This window comes from Kitasatospora sp. NPDC041988 (assembly GCF_055588525.1).
Genome location: NZ_JBVJCO010000035.1, coordinates 90,524 through 97,403, shown reverse-complemented (window position 1 = coordinate 97,403; position 6,880 = coordinate 90,524). Strand labels below are relative to the sequence as shown.

General features: G+C 71.4%; 6 protein-coding genes. 3 read left to right on the top strand and 3 right to left on the bottom strand.

Translation table 11 applies throughout. From position 1 onward, the window contains the following. A partial coding sequence (locus ACZ6NC_RS29740) for an ice-binding family protein (RefSeq protein WP_465736853.1) occupies positions 1-1,150 on the bottom strand: 1,150 nt, incomplete at its 3' end. Positions 1,151-1,820: 670 nt separating this feature from the next. Between ACZ6NC_RS29740 and ACZ6NC_RS29735 the strand changes: the two genes are divergently transcribed. Continuing rightward, positions 1,821-2,252 carry a hypothetical protein gene (locus ACZ6NC_RS29735; protein WP_465736852.1) on the top strand — a complete coding sequence of 144 codons (432 nt, stop codon included), beginning with the start codon at positions 1,821-1,823 and terminating at the stop codon, positions 2,250-2,252. A 59-nt stretch (positions 2,253-2,311) separates the two neighbouring features. On the opposite strand, the gene ACZ6NC_RS29730 is transcribed toward ACZ6NC_RS29735, so the two are convergent. Further along, complete coding sequence (locus ACZ6NC_RS29730; protein WP_465736851.1) at positions 2,312-2,731, bottom strand: hypothetical protein; 420 nt, start codon at positions 2,729-2,731, stop codon at positions 2,312-2,314. Between the two features lie 109 nt (positions 2,732-2,840). Beyond that, positions 2,841-4,658 (bottom strand): phosphomethylpyrimidine synthase ThiC, encoded by a 1,818-nt coding sequence (gene thiC, locus ACZ6NC_RS29725; protein ID WP_465736850.1) that lies wholly within the window; start codon positions 4,656-4,658, stop codon positions 2,841-2,843. Positions 4,659-4,981: 323 nt separating this feature from the next. On the opposite strand from thiC, the gene ACZ6NC_RS29720 reads away from it, so the two are divergent. Together ACZ6NC_RS29720 and ACZ6NC_RS29715 are read left to right on the top strand one after the other, a co-directional pair. Next, complete coding sequence (locus tag ACZ6NC_RS29720; protein WP_465736849.1) at positions 4,982-5,188, top strand: hypothetical protein; 207 nt, start codon at positions 4,982-4,984, stop codon at positions 5,186-5,188. A 123-nt stretch (positions 5,189-5,311) separates the two neighbouring features. Beyond that, a complete protein-coding gene (locus tag ACZ6NC_RS29715; RefSeq protein WP_465736847.1) occupies positions 5,312-6,790 on the top strand; it encodes a flotillin family protein in 1,479 nt (492 codons plus the stop codon). Positions 6,791-6,880 lie beyond the last annotated feature (90 nt).

The window sequence follows — 6,880 nt, the reverse complement described above, 5'->3', positions numbered from 1 at the left end:
CACCGGGGGCACCGGGAGCACCATTGGGGCCTGCGGCACCCGGAGAGCCGGGCGCACCGGGCACACCGGGAGCACCGTTGGGGCCGGGCGCACCGGGGGAACCGGGCGCACCAGGAGCACCGTCAGGCCCGGGAGCACCGGGCGCACCGGGCGAACCGTTCGCACCGGGGGCACCGGGAGCACCATTGGGGCCTGCGGCACCCGGAGAGCCGGGCGCACCGGGCACACCGGGAGCACCGTTGGGGCCGGGCGCACCGGGAGCGCCGGGGGCACCAGGAGCACCGTCAGGCCCGGGAGCACCGGGCGCACCGGGCGAACCGTTCGCACCAGGGGCGCCGTTAGGTCCCGGGGCACCCGGAGAGCCGGGCGCGCCGGGCACGCCGGGCGCACCGTTGGGGCCGGGCGCACCGGGGGAACCGGCCGCACCGGGAGCACCTGCAGGACCGCTCGGACCCGCCGGCCCACTCGGACCCGCCGGGCCGCTCGGACCCGCCGGCCCGCTCGGTCCGGGCGGACCGCTCGGTCCGGGCGGGCCGACGGTGCAGGCGGCCCGCGTGATGGTGTTGTCGTCCAGCGTGACGGCCCCCGTGCGCGCCAGGGCACGGCCTTCGATCACCGAGGCGTGATTCACCGTGATGGACGCGAGGGCCAGGATGTTGCCCTTGAAGAAGGAGTTGACGTCGATGGTGGCGGAGCTTCCCACCTGCCAGAACACGTTGCAGGCCTGCGCCCCGTTGACCAGGCTGACGACGCTCGACGGGGCCGTGATCAGGGTGGAGCCGATCTGGAAGATGAAGACGGCGCTGGGATCGCCCAGGGCGTCGAGAGTGACGGTCCCGGTGAGGTTAAGCGACGACGACGCCTTGTAGACGCCGGGCGTCAGTGTCAGTCCGCCGATGTCGCCCGGAGACGTCAGGCTGGCCGTGGGGGCCCGGCCTGCGGCGTCGTTGTAGGCGATGACCAGGTCGGACTGGGCCTGGGCGGCCTGGGCGTCGTTGACGTGCTGGACTCCGTTCACGATCCCGGGCGGAAAGCCCGTCACGCTGGTGCCCGGGCTGAGCCCCAGGTCGCCGTTGATCACGCTGGGACCGGTGTTGGTGACCGTTGTGGCGCCCAGGACCGCGTAGCTGGTGTCGGTCCCCAGCGTCACCGGCGCCTGTGCGGCGTGTGCGGGGCTCGCGACCAGACCGGCCGTCGCAAGCAACGTCAGTCCGGACAGCAGGACGAGCGCCCCCGTGAGTCGGGAGCGTCTGCGCCCTCTCTCAGGTGGGGCGGACGGAATGGCATCGACTGCCATAGGACAGGACCCTTTCTTTTCGCCGTTGAGCTCCGTCACTCGAAAAGACGATTTCGGAGCGCTGATGGTGAGTTCTGGTCGGACCACAAGCCCTCGTACACGCGCCTTGGGCGCCACGGGCGGCACCCCGGGAGGTCCGCAGAGCGGCAGCCCCTCAGGGGTGGTGATGCACCGTCACCAACTCAGTACACCGTGCAACAACAACACGAAAAGGAAAGAATGATAAAGATGCAAAAGGGTGATGCACTCACACCAACGGGGCATATTTCCCACGCTCCGGCGTGTCGTTGGCCTACGTACTCAACGGCTCGTATAAGGCCGTCGGATTCGGCCCCGGCCGACCCCCTCGGATCCGGCCACGCCCGCGGCACCCGGCACGGCCATCGGCGGAACCCGTCGCCCCGACCGCCACCGCGGCCACCCAAGGCCCCGCCAGCGCCTTAGCAGTACCGTTTTTCCTCTTGGCTGCGTCCAGGGTGGTGAAATGACGTATCGCCCGGTGGACGTAGTCGTTGGCCCGAATATGAACGACCCAACGAATCCGCAGGGCGGACTTCTCGCGGCGGCCGAAGGCAACGCCGGCACCGTGGCCGACCGCTGCCGCCTCGCCGGCGGCCTGCTCAGAGTCACGCTCGGGGAGCTGCGCGAGGAGCTCGGATACCGGAGACTCGGCAGGTACGTCCTGGACGAGGTGGCCGAGAGCCTGGCGGCAGAGGGGCTCGGCTGGTTTCCCGCCTGGCGGCTGTCACCGAGGGAGAACGGCGAGCCGCGCAAGGAACACGACGTGTGGGTGTTCGTCCGGGACGGCGGTCTGCGGTGCCAGGTCATCGACGCCATCCAGGCACCCGACGGCTCCGACGTCCCCAGCATCCTCAACGGGCTGCTCGCCGACCGCCCCCAGGACCTCGCCCCCGAGCGGAAACTCGGCCTCATCCGCGAGATCCTCGGGCTCTGACCCCCACCCCGGGCAGCCGCTCGCCGTACACCGGCCCGGCCGGCCCGTCAGCTCCTCACCTACGCCGTATCGACGGCGAAACTCAGCAGATAGGTGTGGAGAACAGCGCTGCTCAGGCTGGTGACCGGCTCCGGATGGCGGACCGGCGGGTACGCCGAAACGATCACTGCACGCACCCGCTCGGCATCGGCCAGGTCGACGGAGCGGACCTCCACGTGCACCAGATCCTGCGGGATCGGACTCGCCCCCACCCGCGGGTCCCGGGACGGGCCGGGATCAGGGAGGCTCCTCCCCGTCGCAGCCGCGGGAGCGACGTCGACGACCAGACGCCGGTAGACCCCCTTGGTCCACAGCCCGCCGTGCAGCCCACTGATCGGGGCGAGGCAGTCGACGACAGCCGCGATCACCCGCATCGGCGCATCGCCGCCCTGACCGACAACGGTGAGCTCGGCGAGGCCCGGTCGGAGCATCTGGGTCATACGTCCATGGTGCGCCTCGACCCGACTCGGGTCGACGGTCGCGATCCCGCAGCACGACACCGGCCCGCGCCTTCCCCTCCGAGGCACGGGCCGGTGTCGTCCGGAATGGTCAGTCCGCCAGCGGCAGGTAGACCCGGTTGCCCTGGGCGGCGAACTCCTCGGACTTGGCCTGCATGCCGGCCAGCGCCTCGGCGTCGAAGTCGCTCGGGACCGCGCTGGAGCCGTCGCCGTGCTCGTCGCGGATCTTTTGGCTGATCTTCATCGAGCAGAACTTCGGACCGCACATGGAGCAGAAGTGGGCGGTCTTTGCGGGTTCGGCGGGGAGGGTCTCGTCGTGGAAGGCGCGGGCCGTCTCCGGGTCGAGGGCCAGGTTGAACTGGTCCTCCCAGCGGAACTCGAAGCGGGCGTCGGAGAGCGCGTCGTCCCACTCGCTCGCGCCGGGGTGGCCCTTGGCGAGGTCGGCGGCGTGGGCGGCGATCTTGTAGGTGATGACGCCGGTCTTCACGTCGTCGCGGTTGGGCAGGCCCAGGTGCTCCTTGGGCGTGACGTAGCAGAGCATCGCGGTGCCCCACCAGGCGATCATCGCGGCGCCGATGCCGGAGGTGATGTGGTCGTAGCCGGGCGCGACGTCGGTGGTGAGCGGGCCCAGGGTGTAGAAGGGGGCCTCGTCGCAGATCTCCTTCTGGAGATCCATGTTCTCCTTGATCTTGTTCATCGCGACGTGGCCGGGGCCCTCGATCATCACCTGGACGTCGCGCTCGCGGGCGATCCGGCCCAGCTCGCCCAGCGTCTTGAGCTCGGCGAACTGCGCCTCGTCGTTGGCGTCGGCGGTGGAGCCGGGGCGCAGGCCGTCGCCGAGCGAGAAGGTGACGTCGTAGGCCGCGAGGATGTCGCAGAGCTCCTCGAAGTTGGTGTAGAGGAAGTTCTCCCGGTGGTGCGCCAGGCACCAGGCGGCCATGATCGAGCCGCCGCGCGAGACGATGCCGGTCTTGCGGCGGGCGGTGAGCGGCACGTAGCGCAGCAGCACGCCGGCGTGGACGGTCATGTAGTCGACGCCCTGCTCGCACTGCTCGATGACGGTGTCGCGGTAGACGTCCCAGCTGAGTTCCTCGGCCTTGCCGTCGACCTTCTCCAGCGCCTGGTAGAGCGGCACGGTGCCGATCGGCACGGGGGAGTTGCGCAGGATCCACTCGCGGGTGGTGTGGATGTTGCGGCCGGTGGAGAGGTCCATGACGGTGTCGGCGCCCCAGCGGGTGGCCCAGGTCATCTTCTCCACCTCCTCCTCGATCGAGGAGGTGACGGCGGAGTTGCCGATGTTGGCGTTGATCTTCACCAGGAAGTTGGTGCCGATGACGGCCGGCTCGACCTCGGGGTGGTTCACGTTGACCGGGATGACGGCGCGTCCGCGCGCCACCTCGGCGCGGACGTACTCCGGCGCCAGACCCTCGCGCAGGGCCACGAACTCCATCTCCGGGGTCACGACGCCGCGCTTGGCGTAGGCGAGTTGGGTGACGGCAGCGCCGTCGCGGCCGCGCAGGGGGCGGCGCGGGCGGCCGGGGAAGACGGCGTCGAGGTTGCGCAGGTTCCCGCCGCGCGGCGAGGTGTGCTTGATCCCGTCGTCCTCGGGGCGGGCCTCGCGGCCGTCGTACTCCTCGACGTCGCCGCGCTGGCGGATCCAGGGGTCGCGCAGCGCGGGCAGGCCGCGCCGGACGTCGGGTTCGTACGACGGGTCGGTGTACGGGCCGGAGGTGTCGTACAGCGGGACGGTCTTGCCGTTGGTGAGCACGACCTCGCGGTACGGCACGCGCAGGTCGGGGCGGGACCCGTCGCGGTAGGCCTTGCGCCAGGCCGGGGTCGGGTAGCCGGTGCCCGCGCTGCTGACGGCGGTGTTCTGGGCAGACTGCGGCTGTGCGTCGAACGTGGTCATCAGACCCTCTACTCCCTACGCCGGCATTACCCGGTCAGGTTCCTGCGGTCGACGCAGCGGTCGGCACGTCCAGCGACGTACCCGTCAGCGTCCTCTCAGCCCGGTGCTCCGAGCTCCCGTGTCCGCAGGCGGTGTTGCCTGCGCATGACGTCCAACACCGTAGCGAGCGGATCGCCGCTGGTCCAGAGGGGGTCCACGGCCGGCGGTCCGGGAGGGCGGCGATCCGGCCATCGGCCCCGGGGCGATTCGGACGACGGACCCGCCGCGGCGCTCCGGGGCGGGCAGACTGGCAGCACGCGGGCCGGGTGACGAGGGAGGGCGCAGTGGTCGGGAGCACGGGGCGGGTGTCCGGGGCGGTCGGGGCGGGGCTGGTCGGCGAGGTGATGGTGCACGTTCCGGAGCGCCAGGGGACGGAGGCGTTCCTCGCCTACCTCGCGGTGCCGGGCGACCGGCTGCCGATCGGGACGCCGGTGGTGGTGATCGAGTACCAGCCACCCCGGACGGTCTACGTGGCCCCGGTGTTCCCGTGACGGGAACGGCACCGCTGTGACGAGCTTGTGACAGGCCGTCATGACATCTCCCTTTTCTTCGGGTTGCGTCGAGCGGACAATCCGAACCGGCGCATCTCATGTGCCGGAAGGGGGAGTTGAACCATGCTGTTCGTCATCATCGGGGCGGCCGCCACGGTGCTACTGCTGGGAATCACGCTCTTCAAACTCATGTGGCGGGTGGCGGAGCCCAACGAGGCGCTGATCATCTCGGGCTCCAGGCACCGGACCGAGGGGGTCGGCGACGGGCTGGGGTTCCGGATCGTCACCGGTCGCGGCACCTTCGTCACCCCGGGCCTGCAGGGCGTCCGCCGACTCTCGCTGGACCTCAACGAGGCCGAACTGAACGTCGAGTGCGTCACCACCCAGGGCATCCCGGTCCGGGTCAAAGGTGTGGTGATCTTCAAGGTCGGCGACGACGACGTCTCCATCGCCAACGCCGCCCGGCGCTTCCTCGACCAGCAGAAGCTGATCAGCCAGCGCGTCCACAACGTCTTCGCCGGCCACCTGCGGTCGATCGTCGGCGGGCTCACCGTCGAGGACATGATCCGCGACCGCGAGCGGCTCACCGGGGAGACCAGGGCCGCCTCCGGGCTGGAGATGGAGAAGCTCGGGCTGATCATCGACACCCTGCAGATCCAGGAGATCATCGACCCGACCGGCTACATCAAGAACCTCGCCATCCCGCACGCCGCCGCCGTCCAGCGGGACGCCCGGATCGCCCAGGCCGAGGCCGACCGGATGGCCACCGAGGCGGAGCAGGAGGCCGCCGCCCGCAAGGCCGAGGCGACGCGCAACAGCGCGATCCAGCAGTCCGCCTACCAGGCCGAGCGGGACACCGCCAACGCCCGCGCCCAGCAGGCCGGGCCGCTCGCCGAGGCCGCCTCGAAGCAGGAGGTGGTGGTCCAGGAGACCAAGGTCGCCGAGCTGGAGGCGCGCCGCAAGGAGCAGCAGCTGCAGATCGACGTCCGCAAGCCGGCCGACGCCAAGGCGTACGAGACCCGCACCCGGGCCGAGGCCGACCGCGACGCCCGGATCTCCGCCGCGCAGGCGCAGGCCCGGGAGACCGAGCTGAAGGCGGCGGCCGAGGCCAGCCAGGTCAAGATCGCGGCCGAGGCGGACGCGGAGGCCACCAAGCTGCGCGGGCTGGCCGCCGCCGAGGCGACCAGGGCGACCGGGCAGGCGGAGGCCTCGGCCACCGAAGCCCGCGGCCTGGCGGACGCGGAGGCCGCCCGGGCAATCGGGCTGGCCAAGGCGGCCGGGATCAAGGCCCGGGCCGAGGCCCTCGCCGAGAACCAGGACGCCGTGGTGGCCCAGGAGTTGGCGGAGAAGTGGCCGGACATCGTGCTGGCCGCCTCGGAGTCCTTCAGCAACGTCGAGCACATGGTGCTGCTGAACGGCGCGGACGGCGTGGGGGAGCTGTTCGCCAAGGCGCTCACCATGGGCGGGACCGGGCTCGGCCTGGCCCGGCAGCTCATCGGCACCATGCACGGCCCGGAGCGGACGGAGCAGTCCGCGCAGCCGGAGCCGGCCGCCCCGGCGGCGGCCGTGGTACCCGTCCAGCAGATCCCCGTCACGGACTGACCTGGGCTCAGCTGCCGTCCCGGGGGGGGGGGGGGGGGGGGAGGGGGGGGGGGGGGGGGGGATGGGGAGGGGTTGGTGGTGAGGCAGGGG